The organism is Bacillota bacterium (genome assembly GCA_013178125.1).
In the GTDB taxonomy this organism is placed as follows: Bacteria; Bacillota; SHA-98; order Ch115; family JABLXJ01; genus JABLXL01.
Window position 1 is genome coordinate 158,796 of record JABLXJ010000004.1, and the last position, 15,496, is coordinate 174,291.

Below are 15,496 nucleotides of genomic sequence, written 5' to 3' on the forward strand. Positions count from 1 at the left end.
CAGTCGAGGGGTGATCATGGTGGGGGTTTTTGCTGCTAGAGCGGGAAAAATCAGGATTTTGTTCCTGGGGTTGGTCGTTTCGGTCGCGATTTTCCTTTGTCAGTATGTGGCTGTATCAGCCATATGTAGTGCAGCGCCCAACCTTGCCCTGGCAAACGACTATATCAAGATATTCGTGAACACGGATGAGGATGCTATGGGTCGCTTCGCTGTGGACACCACCGGAGGCGACCCTGAAAATCCCAAGGATGATAACAAGCCCCTGGTCTACGGGAGGCCGAAACCGTGGACCTCATATACCAGCGTGAAGATTGACGGCAGGACCTATTGCTTCGGGGGCCCCACGGAGAAGCGCGCGGGTGCTGGTGCCGACTATGGTGAGTGCCTCAAGCCCCCGCACATAGGCAGTGGCAACACGATAGCGGCGACGTGGGGGTTTGGCGACATCGAGGTGACACAACAACTCCGGCCCGTTCGCAGCATCACGAGTGGCCTCTTCGATACGGCTGAGATCAGGTATATCGTGGCCAACAACGGGACCTCCACCCATGATGTTGGATTGAGGATCGTCCTCGATACAATGCTCGGCGCGAATGACGGCGCCCCCATGAGGGTCGGGGAGGCAGCCGTGACCACCGACACGATGTACGAGGGCAATGGTGTGCCGGATTTTTGGCAGGCGTTCGATTCGCTCAGCAACCCTGAAGTCACATCTCAGGGGACCCTCCGGGGGGGCGGGGCCACGCCGCCCGACAGGGTTTTCCTTACCAACTGGGGCAGCCTTGCAGATGGGGTTTGGGATTTCGATTTCCAGCCCGGCAGGGATTTCACCCGCAAGGGCGAGTATGAACTGGATAGCGCGGCCGCCCTCTTCTGGGACCCAAGGCCGCTTGGCCCCGGCGAGGAGCGAGAGTATATCACGCTCTATGGGCTTGGGGCGATCTCCATCGCGAGGGGCACCCTTTCCATAGGTGTGACCTCCCCTGCTGAGGTCGTCAAGGGGAGGGGTAGATCAGCAGCATTTCCCGTCATCTGCTATATTGAAAACACGGGAGATGCAGAGGCATACAAGGTGAACGTATCCATTCAGCTCCCCGAGGGGCTGAACCTTGTCAGCGGCCAGTCGCGGGACCGGCAGCTCGGAAACCTGCCAGCTGGAGCGACAACCCAGGTGGTATGGAATGTTGAGCCCCAGGCACAACCCGGCACCGTCCTGACCTACATGGTGAGGGTGACGGCTGAGAATGTCGAGGATAACCAGGTCAAGCGGACGGTCAGGATACTGGCGCCTGCCAGGCTTTCGGCAAAGCTCTCGGGCCCCGGGGCGCTCGGGATAAGGGATGAGAGGTACCACCCCAGTCCGTTCAAGGTGACCGGGACGATCAAGAATGTCGGCGATGCGCCGGCATATGGCCTCAAGGCGACGATTCTGCCGGGCCAGGGACTGGCGACAGCGCTCCGTGAGAAACCCTCGAAGCTGCTCGGATCGCTGGAGCCCGGCGAAACGTGTGATGTCGCCTGGCAGCTGGTTCCCGCAGGGGGAAAGGGGAATTTTAAGTATGATATGAAGGTCGAGTCCCCGAGCGCTGAGCCATCAACATCCAGCGGTAAAGTGAAGGTGCCCGAGCTCGAGCCCAAGGTTAGAGTCATCCTGGAATCCAGCGCCATCAAGGCGGGGGAGTTTTTCGCTGTCGACGTAATGGCGACGAACATAGGAGGCTTCAAGAGTTCAGATATTAGCATCTCCTATGATCCCAGGGTTCTCGAGGCCGTAAGCGTGTCGAGGGGAACCGTATTTGTGGAGGATGGTCGCCTTTTAAAATGGGATGAAGGGGTAATAGACAACTCGAAAGGGGTGATAAAGGGTATAAGGGGGGAGGTCGATTCGCCCCTTACTGCATGGGGCACGCTCTGCACGATCAACTTCAGGGCGAAGGCGCCGGGGGTGTCCCGTATTGAGTTACCGGGGCTTGAATTGAAGAATAGCCGCGGAGGGAAAATCGCCTTGACGATCGCTGATGGCAAGGTCAGTGTAAAATAAGACGGTGCCAGTGTAGTAATGTAGAATTGTATGGCCAATCGTGTATAGCAGGAGTGTGCAAGTGTGAGAGGGTAATCTAGAGGCGAATATGGAGGGGGTAACATGCGCAAGCGTAAGCTGCCGGTGAATAGTCGCGCCGTTCTTACATCCACTCATTTGGGTTTACTTGTCTCGATTCTCTTCCTGACCGGGGTTCTCCTGGCCTCCTTGAGCTTGAGCGTCTTTGCAGAGCAAATCAAGGATGTCTCGCCGGATCATTGGGCATACCAGAGTGTAAAACTGCTCGTGGATAAGGGCTATATCTCACTTTACCAGGATGGCACCTTCCAGGGGAATAAGCCCGTGGACAGGTATTCGCTCGCCGCTATCGTAGCCAAGATCTTGAATGATATAGCGTCGGGGAAGGTCGCGGCATCGACGGAGGACGTCCAGGTCCTGCGGAAGCTCGCGAACGAATTCAGGGAGGAGCTCGTAAGCCTTACAGCCGAAACGCAAAACCTCGGGAGCAAGTTGAGCGCCAGTGAGAAGGCGATCGCTGTGGTCCGCGAGGATGCTGCCAAGGCGATTTACGCGAACCAGAAGACCCAGGCAGACGTTCAAAAGACACAGATGGATGTCCAGAAGACGCAGGCGGATGTCCAGAAACTACAGGCTGCGCTTCAGAATACGCAGGCTGATGTCGCGAAGGCCCAGGATGATATCCAGGGGAACCGGGCTGAAATCCAAAAGGTGCAGGCGGAGGTGCAGGGCATCCTGGCAGACATCGCGAAGAGCGCGGAGAGGCTGGGTGCTGTCGGAGAGAGAGTGGCCGGCCTCGAGGATAAGGCATCTGCGCTCGACGCGCGGCTCGCTGCCGGGGATGCTGAGCGCAGCAAACTGAAGGAGATGGTCGATGATCTCGCGGCGACCCTCGCCAGGGCGGGTCAGAACCTCGATGAACTGGGGACCAAGCTCGGCGCGTCGGATGAGGCAAGGTCGACTCTTGCTGAGAAATTATCGGCTACGGAGGCTCGCCTCGCCGAGGCTGACAAGAAGCTCGAGGATCGGGTTGGAGGCGCGGAGGAGGCCATCTCCAGGATAAGCGACGAGGTTGCCGGGCTCGAGTCGGGCCTGTCAGCCGCAAGCAAGGAAATTGCCGGTGCAAAGGACGAGCTTGCAGCGACCAGGCAGGATCTGGCGCGCCTCTCTCAGGATTTTGGGGCGGCCCGGGAGGAGCTCGGGAGCAGCATAGACTCACAGGGGAAAGACATCGCCGCCGCCAGGGAGAAGCTCGAGGCGCTCGAGGCTGAGGTCAAGAGCCTGGAGCCGCGGATAACTTCGAAGCTTGCGCCCAGAATCGATGGCATTGATGAGAGGCTCACAGATCTCGAGGCAAGGACCTCTGCTGTTGAGGGTGAGGTTGGAAGCATCAAGGCATCAGTGAAGGGCCTTGAGACCAGGATTGCAGGTGTAGAGCAGGCGGTCGCCTCGGAGCGCGTATCCAGGAGCTCGGCGAGTAGCGCGCTCGAGGCCAGGCTGGACCAGCTTTCTGCTGATTTCGACCAGTACAGGGCCAGCACGGATAAGGAGCTCAAGGGGTTGAAGCAAACCAATAGCATGTTGACGGTGGCGCTGGTTCTGGTGGGGCTGCTGGGGCTCGCGGGCAAGTAGGGTGATCCTCCATTGCGCGCCACTCTAGCCCGCCCGGTGGGATAGAGGTGCATCGTCCTATACGTCTCACGTAGTAGAGCATCCCACGTAGGAGGTAAGTAAGTAGTCTGCGAGCGAATTGACCCGGTCCGGTTGCTGTCCTGCGCGAGGCGAGTTAGCGGAGTCCGGCAGGCGCCACACGGCGCCTGCGCGGCACGCGCCACACGGCGCATTGCCGCGGGACCGGACGGAGCAACGAAGCCGAGCGCTAGGACAGCCGGACCGCGTCACCTGAGCGAGCAGACTACTTACTTACCTCTTCAGCCGGGCGGGGTAGAGTGCACCACCAGGTCAATGCGGGGAATCCCCTACCCCCGCAAGTGGCACGTATCATTCAGCACGCAGAGCCTTGGAATCCCGCCATCATACCTCGCCACGCTCACGCTCGCGTTTGCAATATCAAGCCGCCGCCGGTGATCCAGGCTCATCCCAAGCATGGAGCACAACATGACCTTCAGGGGTCCAGCGTGGCTCACCACGCACAGGGTCTCGCCCCGGTGATGCTCCACCAGCTCCTCGAGCTTCGGCACGGTGCGCCGCCTCACATCCTCGTATGACTCTCCCCCCGGGAAGGCCACGGTAGCCTGGTTGCTGATCCACAGCTTGAAGAATTCAGGGTCCATCTCCTTCGCCTCTTCCATGCTATGCCCCTGCCATCTCCCCACATCTACTTCCCGGAATTCCGGCACTACAGTCGGCTCCAGGCCATGAAGCTCGGCGATAGCGCGGGCCGTCGCCAGGGCCCTGCCGAGGTCGCTCGTATAGACGGCTTTGATGTCGTCGCCCGAGAGCCGCACCGCAACCCTCCGGGCTTGCTCGCGACCTTTTTCGTTGAGAGGGATATCGAGGTGCCCCTGGTACCTGTTGGTTTTATTCCATTCAGTCTGAGCATGTCTAACCAGTATGACCTTCGTGGCCATGGGAATCATCCTTTCGAGCATGCCGTTCAGGTCATGCGCAGCCTCCAGGCAACCACCCTCCCCGGGATCCACTATTATCAGCATGTTTCATGGTGTAGGAAATATCCGTGACGGAAATACTGCAGATGAGAGGAAGGCATGCTCTTACGAAGAATATTATGTTATAGTATTATCCGCAAAAGGACTGGTTTTTGAATCATGGATTCGACCCATAAAGTTGGCCCGGTCGATCCCATTACCGGCATTATTGAAACCGAAACTGAAAAGGTTGATCTGAAAGGCCTCCTTCCCGGTGAACTGGGAGACTTCGTTGCGAAGCTCGGCGAGGCCAGGTATCGAGGGCTACAAATCTTTCAATGGATTCACCAAAAACAAGCGAACTCCTTCGACGAAATGACCAACTTACCTAAAGAACTTCGCAACCGCCTGGCAGAGGTGGCGTCCCTTACAAACCTCTCCGAGCTTGCGAGGCAGGTCTCGGAGGATGGCACCATCAAATTCCTCTTCGGCCTGGCTGATGGCAATGCAGTTGAGGCTGTGCGCATGGAATACGAGCATGGTCTTGCGGCATGCGTCTCGACTCAGGTTGGATGCAGGATGGGGTGCGCCTTCTGCGCCACAGGCTATGGCGGATTTGAGAGGGACCTCAGGACGGGGGAGATCGTCGACCAGGTTTTGCAGATCCAGAGGGATTTGAGGGTTCGGGTGGGTGCGGCGCGGGATGGCGAGAAGCAGGAGAGCGCGCGGGGACATGGGGAACGGAGGGTTGGCAATGTCGTCTTGATGGGATCGGGCGAGCCCCTGGATAACTACGACGCCTCGGTGAAGTTTATGCGCATACTAAATGACCCGGATGGGTTGGGCATAAGCTACAGGAGGATCACGCTTTCCACCTGCGGGCTCGTGCCCGGGATCAGGAGGCTCGCCGGCGAGGGCCTGTCCATAACCCTGTCAGTATCCCTGCACGCTACGAGCGATGAGCTCCGGGATGAGCTCGTGCCGATCAACAGGCGGTTTTGTATAGCTGAGCTGATGCAGGCGTGCAGGGAGTATGCGGAGTCGACCGGGCGAAGGGTGACGTTCGAATATATCCTCATAAAGGGGGTGAATGACGGCGATGCTGACGCCGTAGCGCTTGCCGGCCTGGTTGCGGGCTTTCCCTCGCACGTCAACCTCATCCCCCTGAACCCCGTTGATTCTGCGGAATTTGAGAGGCCCGAGCCTTTCAGAGTGCGGCGGTTTCAAAGGATTCTCGAGGATCATGGCGTCCAGGCAACCATTCGTAGAGAGCTCGGGAGCGACATAGATGCTGCCTGCGGCCAGCTGCGAAGCCGTTCCTTATGGAGGGGTTGAAATGGGACCCTTTGTGAGATTTGAACGACTGGTGGAGTGCATTGTCGAGGGCCTCTTCCGGCGGGCCCGGGTTGCCGGGACGCATCCGGTTGAGATCGCGAGGCATATCATCCGCAAGATGGAGGACGAGCGCCGGATAAGCGTCTCCAGAGTGTATGTCCCGAACGAGTATATCGTTCATCTGAACCCCGGCGACCTCGCAAGGGTCGAGCCCCTTGGCTACACCCTGTCGTCCGAGCTCTCGGGTCATGTGAGAGATCGCGCTGGGCGTTATGGTTACGCCTTTATCGGTCCGGTCGAGGTCAGGTTCGTCGGCGACCCGGACATGGATGTTGGTGCCATTATGGTAGATGGCAGGTTCGTCGAGGGCGACCTGGAGGTGACAGATCGCTCATCCCTTCGCACCGTAATCGCGATCGCCGGCAGCGAGGTGAGCAGGCTTCCAACCGGCGAGGACATCAGCGAAGATACCAGCATCAACCCGAGCCCCGGGGAGGGCGCGCAGACCCAGGTCTTCAGCGGGATGAGCTCGAGAGGCGGTTCCGGTGAGGAAGGGAGGAAGCCCCATGCCGCGCGCCTGGTGGTGGAACGGGGCGACCGGCTGGGGGAGGAGTTTGGGCTTACGGAGGGGGTTACAATCATTGGGCGCAGGAAGTCGAGCGATGTGGTTCTCGAGGATCCCAGCACATCGAGGGACCACGCTGAGGTGCGGTACGAGAGGGATGGCTTCGTCCTTGTCGACTGCGGCAGCACCAACGGGACCTTTGTGAACGGGAAGAGGATCGAGCGCCATGTTTTGCAGGATGGCGACCTGATCCGGGTGGGCAAGACCCTTTTCCGCTTCAGGGTGGTGTGAAAAGTGGCTCTGGTTTTCCTGGCGTTGAAATTCGCGCTCATAGCCCTCATCTATGTCTTTCTTTACCAGATTATCAGGGCGATACAGCTGGATATGGGATATGGATTGAGGTCGGGGCGGCCCGGCATAGAAGTAGAGGTTCCCGGCGAGGAAGAAGGTGGAGGCACCCGGGGCTTCCCTGCCGTGATGGAGGGCGGCGATGAGGGCAGGCCGCCAGGCGGAGCGGAGCCAGGCCCGGGGCTCTACGTTGTGGGCGAGCACGGGGAGTTCCCGCCAGGCGCTTTTTTTGCGATCGACCCTTTGACTGACATCGTAGTGTCCCTCGGGCGCGGGCCGGGCAATATTATATCGATCCCGGACCCTTATGTTTCCGCAGTCCATGCAAGGATCGTGAGGAGGGGGGAGGGCTACTGGCTGGAGGACCTTGGGAGCAGGAATGGGACTTTTGTGAACGGGAAGAGGGTATCCCGCGCTGTGCGCCTTCGTCCTGGCGATACTATCACAGTCGGCGATACCACCTTTCAATTCAGGGGGGTGAGGTAGATGCAGGCTGCGGCGCTTACCGACGTTGGCATGGTCAGAGAGCAAAACGAAGACGCATTTTACCTCGGTGAGAACGTTTTCGCCGTTGCGGATGGCATGGGGGGGCATTACGCCGGCGAGGTGGCGAGCGGGATAGCCATCAGGATGCTCAGGGAAACTAACCCTAATGGCTCATCGAATCCTGAGAATCCTGAGAGCTGGCTCCGGTCCCTCATCAGCGACATAAACGCGGAGATATTCAGGCAGGCGAGCATCCACCCGGGTTATATAGGGATGGGGACGACCCTGACGGTGCTCCTCATGGGCGATAACTGGGCTTATATAGGCCATGTCGGGGATAGCCGGGCCTATCTCCTGAGGGATGGCATGATCCGCCAGCTGACGGATGATCATTCGGTCGTTGGGGAGCTTTTGAGAAGAGGGGTGCTGACCAGAGAGGAGGCCAGATTTCACCCCCAGAGGAATATAATCACCAGGGCGCTTGGCACCTTTCCACACATTGATATCGATATACTAAGCCTGGATACCAGGCCGGGAGACAGGCTCCTTCTCTGCACGGATGGCCTCACCGGCGCCATAAGCGACGAGGAGCTGGCAGATATCCTGCTCGCGGCCCACGACCCTGAGCAGGCCTGTAAAGCCCTGATTGAGGCGGCCAACGAGGGGGGCGGGCATGACAACACAACGGTGGTTGTAGTATACTGTTCATGAGTATGCTGTCCATGAGTGGGGGTGAGCGATGCGTGGGGGTCAGGCTCGTTGGGTTCGCCCTCTTCCCGGTCATCCTGGGCGGGGCCACAGTAGAACTCGTCTCGCGCTCCTGGGAGGGTCAGGTTCCCATGAGTTGGGCGCTCTGGCCCCTGTATGCACTCTGCTCCCTTGCCGCATATTACCTGGGGGGAGGACATAAGGGCCGGCTGGAGCCGGTAATCTTTCCGGTGGTGGTCTTCTTGACGGGGTTTGGCATAATTGAAACATACAGGCTGCGGCCGGACCTGGCCTGGCGGCAGTTCTCATGGGTCATGATAGGGCTCGCCCTCCTGGTCGCGCTGGGCATCTTCCTGAGGGATTACGGCGACCTCCAGCGGTATGAATACCTGTGGGGTGTTTTGAGCGTGGTCCTTCTAGCGCTCACGATCGTCTTCGGCAAGTCAGCGGGCGGGGCGAGGGCCTGGCTCGGTATGGGAAGATTCCGTTTTGAGCCCTCCGAGTTTGTAAAGATATTCATCATAATCTTCCTGGCCTCTTACTTGAACGATGCAGGAAAGGCGTTCATGATCCCGACGCGCCGCCTGTGGAGGATATGGGCACCGGAGCTTGCCTACGTTGGCCCGCTCATCGTGATGTGGGGCCTGTCCTTTTCGCTCCTGATTCTACAGAAGGATCTCGGAGCCGCGTTTCTTTTCTTCGGGGTTTTCCTGTCGATGCTCTACGTTGCGAGCGGGCGGCCGTCGTATGTTATTTTTGGGCTCATGCTATTGATTCTCGGTGGTGTGGTGAGCTATCATTTATTTGACCACGTCCGGGTCCGGATGGACATGTGGATCAACCCGTGGGCTGATGTGGACGGCAGGGGTTACCAGATAGTCCAGGCCCTTTTCGCCCTGGGATCCGGCGGGATTTTCGGGTCGGGCCTAGGCCTGGGACATCCCTCGGTGATTCCAGCCGTGGAGACGGACTTCGTCTTTGCGTCGCTGTGTGAGGAGCTTGGGTTTGCAGCTGGGGCGGCGATAATCGCCCTCTATCTTGTCCTGACTTACAGGGGGCTCAGGGTGGCTCTGAGAGCTCGAGATGAGTTCGGGAGCTTGCTTGCGACCGGTCTCGCCTCGCTGCTGGGGCTCCAGGCGCTTACAATAATAGGCGGCGTCCTGAGGCTCGTCCCTCTCACCGGCGTCACGATGCCATTCTTGAGCTACGGGGGGAGCTCCCTCATCTCGAGCTTCCTTGCAGTTGGTTTATTATCGAATGTAGCCCGGCATGGCAGGGGGGCGGATGGATAGAGATGCGTGATGGCGATGCGTGACGCGGGCGCCGGGGTCCAGGCGCGGATTCGACGCCTTTTGAATATGTTCATGTGGGCGTTTATTGGCCTTGCCATCGGGCTCGCGTATATCGTCGGGTGGCGCGGCAATTACCTGGCGATGCACGCGCGAAACCCCCGTCAGGTCGCGATCGAGAAGTCAATTGAGCGGGGAGGAATATATGCCGCGAATGGCGAGGTCCTCGCCGGGAATAAGCTAGCTGGGAGGCCGCCAGGGCGCACATTAAGGGTCTATTTCGGCCCCAGATCCCTGGTGCATATTGTGGGCTACAGCCACGATAGATATGGAAAGACCGGTATTGAACTGGCGCTCAACAGCCAGCTGCTGGGGCTCCCGCCCGGGTTTTTGGGTGTGCCGGTCGTGGGCCTGGTCCCCGGTCCGGGCTCCAGGCAACCGCAGCCGCGAGGGGCAGGGGTGCGAAGACAGGGTGAGAAGCCGCGGGGGAATGACATCATCCTGACGATAGATCCGGAGCTGCAGGCCGCAGCCGAGGCTGCTCTCGGGCGCAGGAATGGTGCGGTTGTTGTCCTCGACCCCGCCACCGGGGCGGTGCTTGCCTCCGTGAGCTATCCTGCTTTTGATGCAAATAGGCTCGATGCCGTCTGGCCCGATATAACTCAGGACCCTTCGAGCCCGTTCATAAACCGCGCCACATCAGGGCTTTACCCGCCGGGCTCGGTCTTCAAGATCATAGTTGCAAGCGCGGCGATTGAGACGGGGCTTGTCGGACCAGAGGATATGTTTGTGTGCAACGGGAGCATAGATGTAAATGGCCGGAGGATATCGTGCCCGGGCGGCAGGGCCCACGGCAGGGTTAACCTGGCGTCAGCCCTCGCCCTCTCGTGCAACGTCGCATTTATACAGGTCGCCCGGAAAATGGGGGGCAGGAGGCTCTCTGATTTCGCGCGGCGGTTTGGTTTCAATAGAGAGATACCGTTTGATCTTCATGTAAACGAAGGTAGATTTCCGACCTTTCGCGGTGAGGGCAGCACCGGTGATCCCGGTGGTGCAGGTGCCAGGAACGGTGCAGACGCCAGGGACGGCGCAGGCGACAATGAAAACCTGCTCGCGGAGGCCGCCATAGGCCAGGGCCCCGTGCTTGTCACGCCGCTGCACATGGCCATGATCGCGGCGGCTATAGCAAATCGCGGGGTGATGATGCGGCCGTACGTCGTTTCCCTGGTGAGGAGGGGCGGGAGCAGCGAGACGCTCTGGCGATATGTGCCGGGCAGGGTATCGCGCGCCGTTTCGATCAACACGGCGGCGAGGATGAGGGACTTGCTGGTCGACGCTGTGGAATCAGGCACAGGGTGGCGCTCAGCCATCGAGGGCATATCCGTCGCCGGCAAGACGGGCACGGCCCAGAACCCCGAGGGCGCCCCGCACGCATGGTTTGTCGGCTTTGCGCCGGCCGAGAAGCCCAGGTTTGTGATAAGCGTCATCGTGGAGAATGGCGGCCCGGGCGGATCTGTGGCGGCACCGGTCGCCAGGCGAGTCCTGGAGTTTGCTCTCCACCGGGAGGAGGGAGTTTTCCATGGTCGGCGAAATGCTGGGGAATAGATATAGCATCCTCGAGAAGCTGGGCGAGGGTGGCATGGCCATCGTCTACAAGGCCCAGTGCACACTCTTGAATAGAATAGTGGCCGTGAAGGTGCTGCGCCCTCAATATGCAAACGATGAGGAATTCGTTGAGAGGTTCAGGCGAGAGGCCCGGGCTGCAGCAGGCCTTTCCCACCCGAACATTGTGAGTATTTACGATGTTGGCCAAGATGGGGACAGGTATTATATAGTTATGGAATACGTCAAGGGTAAGAGCCTGAAGGATATGATCCGGCAGGCGGGGCCCCTGGCGCCGCCGCGCGCCGCCTGGATAGCTTTTCAGATAGCTGAGGCCCTTGACCATGCGCATCGCAACAACATAATTCATAGGGATATCAAGCCGCATAACATACTGGTAACCGAAAACGGCATGGTCAAGGTCGCGGATTTTGGCATTGCCCGGGCGGCGAGTACGGAGACCCTGACAGAGACGGGCATCGTTATAGGGACCGTGAGCTATTTCTCCCCCGAGCAGGCCAGAGGCGCATCTGCTGGCGTTGCGTCGGATATATATTCGCTCGGCGTGGTCTTGTACGAGATGCTGACGGGCAGGGTCCCCTTCAGGGGGGAGAGCCCGATCTCTATAGCCCTGAAGCACCTCCAGGAGAAGCCTGATCCTCCGCGCTCTCTAAATCCTGATATTCCTGCGGGCCTGGAGAGGGTAGCCCTGAAGGCCCTCGAGAAGGATCCATCCAGGCGTTACACGAGCGCATCAGATATGGCGGCCGATCTCGAGCGCTTCATCGGGCTCGACGGCTCGCCTGTCTTGATCCCGGATGGTATGATGGCAGAGGACCTCCCCACGCAGGTTATGACCACGCAGGCGCTCGGGATGGGCAGAAGCACTGGGAACCCGCCGGTATCGCGAGGAGGTGCGGAGGCTATTTCGCGAAGGGATAAGGCTAGGAAGGCAGATAGAAGGGGTCTGAACGCTATTATCTGGGCCTTCGTTATTGTGATATCCATGCTATCCCTTGGCGTGCTGGGGGCGGTCAAGATCCCGGAGTGGCTCTACGTCCAGGATGTCAAGGTCCCCAATTTTGTCGGTAAGACAATTGAGGAGGCGCGGGCGCTGGCTTCCGAGGCGAAGATACGCCTTGATGACGCGGAGAAGCGCTACGATGATAAAGTGGAAGCGGGGCGCATAATATCTCAAAGGCCCCAGGCCGCGGAGAAAGTCAAAATGAATGGCAGGGTCTACGTGGTTGTAAGCCTGGGCAAGGAGATGGTCGAGGTCCCGGATCTCAGGGGCCTATCCGTGAGGGAGGCGGAGCTGAGGCTCGAGAATCTCGAGCTATCCCTGGGAACCCAGCAGGAGGATTTCAGCGCCGATATCCCGGAGGGAAGGATCGCAGCTCAGTCACCGGACCCGGGAACCAGGGTCGAGAAACATATCCCCGTGGATGTGGTGATAAGCAAGGGACCCGAGCCTGCTAAGATCGCGGTGCCTGATCTTACAGGCAAGACCCTGGAGGATGCCGCAAGCCAGCTCAGGAGCCTCGGGCTTGTCACTGGCAAGGTTGATCGCGAACCCCATGATCGCCTGCGCCGGGGGCTGATCATCAGCCAGTACCCGCCTGCCGGCGCCGAGGTTGACAAGGATACACCCGTGGATTTCGTAGTCAGCGCAGGCCCTGGGCCTGGCCCGGGGTTGGGAGCCGGCCAGGACCAGGGATCTAGAAGCGAGAGCGACCAGGGCGCGAGCGAAAGCGATGCCCAGACGCCGACGGTGACGGTAGTGTCAGCTACGATCCCATCCGGACATGAGCTGCAGGAGCTCAGGATAGTAGTAAACGACTACTATGGCGAGCGAGAGGTCTATAGGGGTATGCACTCCCCCGGGGAAAAAGTGGAGCAGAAGGTGGTCGGTTATGGCCAGCGAATACGCGTACGGGTTTACATCGATGGCATTCTTTACAGGGATGAGTGGGTTAAGGGTTAAAGGGTTAGGATAATTATGAATTCGAAGCGATGGCCCCCCAGTAGTAAACAACAAATTATTCAACAGCTTGCCCAACAGCCTGTCGCTGTCGGCGGGCCTGAAGCTGTCGGGGCATCAAGCAGCCCCGGGGCGGGGCCGGCGGGCATGGTCGTAAAGGCATATGGCGGTTACTTCTACGTACGTGCGGGGGACCGGGTGATCGAGTGCACTGTCCGCGGGCGGTTGAAGAAGGATAAAAGGGAGGTCCTGGTTGGCGATGTAGTTCGCTTCTCAGGGGTTGGCGACCGCCGAGGCGTGATCGAGGAGGTGCTCCCGAGGAAGACGAGGCTTCTCCGCCCGCCCATCGCCAACGTGGATCAGGCCGTTATCGTGAGCGCTGTTTCAAACCCGGAGCCCGACTTCGGGTTGATCGACAGGCTCCTCGTCCTTGCCGAGTGCGAATCCCTCGAGATCCTTGTTTGCTTCAACAAGGTGGACCTGGTCACCCGGTACAGGGCGGATAAGGTGGTTCGCCCATACAGGGCTGCGGGGTACCGGGTGCTCAAGACGAGCGCAAAGACGGGCGCCGGGGTGCGGCGGCTTTCGAGGGCCCTTGCTGGGCGGATATCGGTCTTCGCCGGCGCGTCGGGCGTCGGGAAGTCCGCCCTCCTCAATGCCGTCCAGCCGGGTTTCCGCCTCAAGACGGGAGAGATAAGCCAGAAGCTCGAGAGGGGGCGCCACACGACAAGGCATGTTGAGCTGCTGGAGCTTGATTCTGGCGGGCTGGTGGCTGACGCCCCGGGCTTCAGCCGGCTCAGCCTGAGCGGCATCACCCCTGAAGAGCTCAGTTCGCTCTTCCCCGAGATTCAGCGCTTTACCGGGCAGTGCAAGTTCACAGGTTGCGTGCATGACCGTGAGCCCTGGTGCGCCGTCAAGGAGGCCGTAACAAGGGGAGAGATTTGCGAGGACAGGTACAACCATTACCTAGACTTTCTTCGTGAGGTAACAGAGCTTGCTAGATTGCAGAGGGAGGGGCGGGGCATTGATAAAGATAGCACCTTCGATTCTTTCCAGTGATTTTTCCAGGCTCGCCGAGGAGGTGGCCTCGGTGAGGAACGCTGACCTCCTCCATGTCGATATCATGGATGGCCATTTCGTGCCCAACATAACCATCGGCCCGCCTGTGGTGAGGTGCCTCCGGCCTAGGACACACTTGCCAATGGATGTCCATCTCATGATTGAGAGGCCGGAGAATTATATCAGCCAGTTTGCCGATGCCGGGGCCGATTTCCTCACGATCCACGCCGAAGCAACTGTCCACCTGAACAGGGCATTGAAGATGGTGGCCGAGAACGGGGTGAAGGTAGGGGTCGCTCTCAATCCAGCCACCCCCTTGTGCTTCATCGAGGATGTGCTCGACCTGGTGGATATGATCTTGATAATGACTGTAAACCCGGGTTTCGGCGGCCAGGAGTTCATAGAGAGCTCGCTGGACAGGATAGCCCGCGCGCGTGCCATGGTAGAGCGATCCGGGAGGGATATCGATATTGAAGTTGACGGCGGGATTGGAAACGGCACGGCGCCGCTCGTGGTGAATGCCGGGGCTAATGTCCTCGTTGCGGGGCAGGCGATATTCGGAGCGGATTCGCCGGCAAAGGCCATCGACGACCTGAGGAGAACTGTGGGATCATTGCCGGGCGCCTTACGCGCGCGCGTATAGTCGGTCACCCGGGAATCGGTTCCCCGGGGCCTTTTCTCCCCGTGGCAGTCCCCCGGGATGCATGGGATCTTCCAGGATATGTATGGAGTCTTCAGGGATAAGAGGTGGTGGCAGTTTGAAGCTCAAGGGCCTGAACGTCTCCGTTATTGTCGGCGCCTTTGTCATAACCCTCGGCATTATAGTGGGGATGAGGTATCTCGCCTTCAGGACGCAGGTCGAAAAACCCTTAAGGGACTTCCTGCGGAATTCCCGCGTTGTCAGGTCCTATTCCATAACGGAGACGAAGGCTGGCTCTGTGCTCGAGGTTACCCTGGCTGACGTTGATGACCTGCGCGAGACTTATCTCGATCTCAGGGACGGCGCGCGTTCCATATTGGGCCACAGACTGAAGGCTGTCGTCGTCAAAGACGCCTGGACGAAGGAGCTTGGCGAGGTATACTATCGAGCACATTTCGCCATATATGAGGCGATTTCCACCGGGAATTTTCGGGATATGGCCGTGTCTATCGGTGCTGAGGCGAAAAAGGCCCGGTTGGACAGGTACAGGGTGCGCGTCGATGGTGATAACGTCTACCTTCAACTCCACAAAGGCCCGCATTACCTCTATGAAATCGTACCTCGGGTGGCTTTTCAGCCTCCTATATCCATCCCGGCGCAAACAGGGGCCGGTGGTGCAGGCCCTGGCCCGTGGTGAATAGCGGTAAGCAGCGAGTTGCGAGGCCCGACCTCTTCCAGGGATTGGCGGCTGGTCTTCCTAGCTTGCCGGGCGAGCTTATGATATAATGTACAGGACGTTTAGTTATGTAAACCTG

Annotated in this window: 13 protein-coding genes; 12 read left to right on the forward strand and 1 reads right to left on the reverse strand. The window is 59.2% G+C overall.

The features are described 5' to 3' along the window. Positions 1 to 16: 16 nt before the first annotated feature. Both HPY71_05130 and HPY71_05135 read left to right on the forward strand, forming a co-directional pair. On the forward strand, positions 17 to 2,041 hold the full coding sequence (locus HPY71_05130; protein ID NPV52890.1) for a cellulosome anchor protein: 2,025 nt from the start codon (positions 17 to 19) through the stop codon (positions 2,039 to 2,041). 102 nt (positions 2,042 to 2,143) lie between these two features. Then, positions 2,144 to 3,691, forward strand: coding sequence for a hypothetical protein (locus HPY71_05135; GenBank protein ID NPV52891.1), 1,548 nt, complete (start codon positions 2,144 to 2,146; stop codon positions 3,689 to 3,691). A gap of 347 nt (positions 3,692 to 4,038) precedes the next feature. Here HPY71_05135 and HPY71_05140 read toward each other — a convergent pair whose 3' ends face one another. Beyond that, entirely contained in the window at positions 4,039 to 4,734 is a 696-nt protein-coding gene (locus HPY71_05140) for a histidine phosphatase family protein (protein NPV52892.1), read from the reverse strand. 114 nt (positions 4,735 to 4,848) lie between these two features. Here HPY71_05140 and rlmN point away from each other — a divergent pair, with 114 nt between their 5' ends. The 10 genes from rlmN (at position 4,849) to HPY71_05190 (ending at position 15,378) form a co-directional block, all read left to right on the forward strand. Beyond that, positions 4,849 to 6,003 (forward strand): 23S rRNA (adenine(2503)-C(2))-methyltransferase RlmN, encoded by a 1,155-nt coding sequence (rlmN, locus tag HPY71_05145; protein NPV52893.1) that lies wholly within the window; start codon positions 4,849 to 4,851, stop codon positions 6,001 to 6,003. Between the two features lies 1 nt (position 6,004). Further along, complete coding sequence (locus tag HPY71_05150) at positions 6,005 to 6,859, forward strand: DUF3662 and FHA domain-containing protein (protein ID NPV52894.1); 855 nt, start codon at positions 6,005 to 6,007, stop codon at positions 6,857 to 6,859. A 3-nt stretch (positions 6,860 to 6,862) separates the two neighbouring features. Beyond that, complete coding sequence (locus HPY71_05155) at positions 6,863 to 7,402, forward strand: FHA domain-containing protein (GenBank protein ID NPV52895.1); 540 nt, start codon at positions 6,863 to 6,865, stop codon at positions 7,400 to 7,402. After that, entirely contained in the window at positions 7,403 to 8,113 is a 711-nt protein-coding gene (locus HPY71_05160) for a Stp1/IreP family PP2C-type Ser/Thr phosphatase (protein ID NPV52896.1), read from the forward strand. Positions 8,114 to 8,145: 32 nt separating this feature from the next. Next, the gene (locus HPY71_05165) at positions 8,146 to 9,402 is read left to right on the forward strand and encodes an FtsW/RodA/SpoVE family cell cycle protein (GenBank protein ID NPV52897.1); all 1,257 of its coding nucleotides are present in this window, start codon (positions 8,146 to 8,148) and stop codon (positions 9,400 to 9,402) included. Between the two features lie 6 nt (positions 9,403 to 9,408). Then, a complete protein-coding gene (locus tag HPY71_05170; GenBank protein NPV52898.1) occupies positions 9,409 to 11,004 on the forward strand; it encodes a cell division protein FtsI in 1,596 nt (531 codons plus the stop codon). Then, the gene (pknB, locus tag HPY71_05175) at positions 10,979 to 12,985 is read left to right on the forward strand and encodes a Stk1 family PASTA domain-containing Ser/Thr kinase (GenBank protein ID NPV52899.1); all 2,007 of its coding nucleotides are present in this window, start codon (positions 10,979 to 10,981) and stop codon (positions 12,983 to 12,985) included. The genes HPY71_05170 and pknB overlap by 26 nt, the downstream gene beginning before the upstream one ends. Positions 12,986 to 13,129: 144 nt before the next feature. Continuing rightward, positions 13,130 to 14,041 (forward strand): ribosome small subunit-dependent GTPase A, encoded by a 912-nt coding sequence (gene rsgA / locus HPY71_05180; protein NPV52900.1) that lies wholly within the window; start codon positions 13,130 to 13,132, stop codon positions 14,039 to 14,041. After that, positions 14,007 to 14,684: a ribulose-phosphate 3-epimerase gene (locus tag HPY71_05185; GenBank protein ID NPV52901.1), complete on the forward strand. Its 678-nt coding sequence runs from the start codon at positions 14,007 to 14,009 to the stop codon at positions 14,682 to 14,684. The genes rsgA and HPY71_05185 overlap by 35 nt, the downstream gene beginning before the upstream one ends. A 115-nt stretch (positions 14,685 to 14,799) precedes the next feature. Then, on the forward strand, positions 14,800 to 15,378 hold the full coding sequence (locus HPY71_05190; GenBank protein ID NPV52902.1) for a hypothetical protein: 579 nt from the start codon (positions 14,800 to 14,802) through the stop codon (positions 15,376 to 15,378). The last annotated feature ends 118 nt before the right edge of the window (positions 15,379 to 15,496 follow it).